The sequence below is a fragment of the uncultured Albimonas sp. genome (assembly GCF_963977235.1).
Classification (GTDB): Bacteria; Pseudomonadota; Alphaproteobacteria; order Rhodobacterales; family Rhodobacteraceae; genus Albimonas.
In genome coordinates this window covers 1-1,659 of sequence record NZ_CAXBOD010000148.1, presented here as the reverse complement: position 1 = coordinate 1,659, position 1,659 = coordinate 1, and the positions used below count along the sequence as shown (strand labels likewise).

The following is a 1,659-nucleotide window of genomic DNA, read 5'->3' as shown; positions in this document are numbered from 1 at the left end:
CTGATGAATTTTGCCAAGCTCGCCGAGCCGGGCCGCTACGCGGGCCTTGCGCCGGGCGAGGGGCGCGCCGAGGCCGTCCGCGCCGAAGCGGATCGCCGTGCTTCGGCCATCGCCGAGCGCGCGGGCCTGAACGGAGCCGCGATGGTGGAGCGGTATTCCGGGGGCGCCCCTTCGCGCGCGCTGGCCGAGAGCTATGCGAAGACAGAGGCGAAGGAGCGGGAGGCCCGCCGCGCAACCACCGGCGCGCCGGAGGAAACCGCGGCGCAGCGCGACGCCGCCCTGACCGCGATGCATCGCGAGATCGGCGCGGTGTACCGCGCTGCGCGGGAACTGGCGCAGCAGGAGGCGCGGCGTGACGAGCCGCACGCGGCTGAACGGACCAGAGCTCCGGAGAAGGCGAGACCTGGGCGCGCAACGCCCGCTCCCTCGCCTTCGCCCCCGCGAGACGCCGGGGCAGGGCAGAGGGCCGCATCCCGCCCCGCGCCCAGGGACGATGCCGACGACCAGACCCGCCGCGAGCAGGAGCGCGCCCGGCGCCTCGCCGCCCGCAAGGCGCGCGGCCGCGACGGCGGAGGGCACGGGCTGTGAACCTCGCCCGAAACGAGGCCCACCGCGAAATCCTAACCCTCGCCGCCATCGGCCTGCTTGCCGGGTTGCTGCTCGGCAACCTCGCCGCCGGGGCTTTCGCGGCATGGCGCACCGGGGGTGTGGTAGCGGAGACGGGCTTCGCGACCTTCCTCGCCCACGCCCCCTGGGCGGTGGGGGGGATGACCGAGCCGTTCCGCATCGGCCTCGTGATCTTCGCCGTCACGGGTTTCGTCTGCGCCGCGCTGCTCCCCGCGATCGCGCGTCGGCCGCAGCTCACCTCCCACGGCGCCGCCCGCTGGGCCAAGCCCGAGGAGATCCGCCGCGCGGGCCTTTCGGGCCGACTCGAGACGCTGCAGGGGCCGATCTACGCCAAGCTCGGCGCGTCCGGATCCAGCGCGCCCTTCCTCACCTCAGCCGAGATCCCACATGCCCTGATCGCCGCCCCGACGGGCTCCGGAAAAGGCGTCGGCGTGGTGATCCCGACGCTGCTGACCTGGCGCGGCTCCGTCATCTGCCTCGACGTGAAGGGCGAGAATTTCGCGAAGACCGCCCGCCGCCGGGCCGCGCTCGGCGACCGCGTGTTCAAGTTCGCGCCTTATGACCCCGAGGGTCGCACCCACCGCTGGAACCCGATGGATGCGGTGGCCGAGGCCCCCGCCGCCCGCCGCTTCACCGAAGCCCGCCGTCTCGCCGCCTCGCTGATCGTGGCGCAGGGGAACGCGACCAGCTTCCTCGAAGGCGCGCGCGAGATCTTCGCGGCCGCGGCCCTGCTGGCCGTCCAGCGCGGGCGCCCGACCATCGGCGAGATTTACGACGCGCTCTCGGCCCCCGGCGAGCTGTTCGACCTGTTCGAGGCCCTCGCCGAAGAGGCTGAGGCAGAAGAAGCCGCCCGCATCTTCCGCCGGATGGCGGGGATGGAGAGCCGGATCCTGTCCTCCTACCTCTCGGTCCTGGCGGACGGAGGCCTGTCCCTTTGGGCCGACCGCATGGTGCGCCGCGCGACCGAGGCGACCGACTTCGACATCGCGCAGATGCGGCGCGATCCGGCCTCGGCCTTCATCGTCGTCTCGC

Annotated in this window: 2 protein-coding genes; both read left to right on the top strand. The window is 73.7% G+C overall.

Annotation, left to right across the window (positions count from 1 at the left end; all coding sequences use genetic code 11):
- Nucleotides 1-141 precede the first annotated feature (141 nt).
- Nucleotides 142-588: a hypothetical protein gene (locus AAC134_RS23845; protein WP_339952311.1), complete on the top strand. Its 447-nt coding sequence runs from the start codon at nucleotides 142-144 to the stop codon at nucleotides 586-588.
- Nucleotides 585-1,659 (top strand): type IV secretory system conjugative DNA transfer family protein (locus AAC134_RS23840; protein WP_339952309.1); only part of this gene is annotated, 1,075 nt, incomplete at its 3' end. The genes AAC134_RS23845 and AAC134_RS23840, both read left to right, overlap by 4 nt.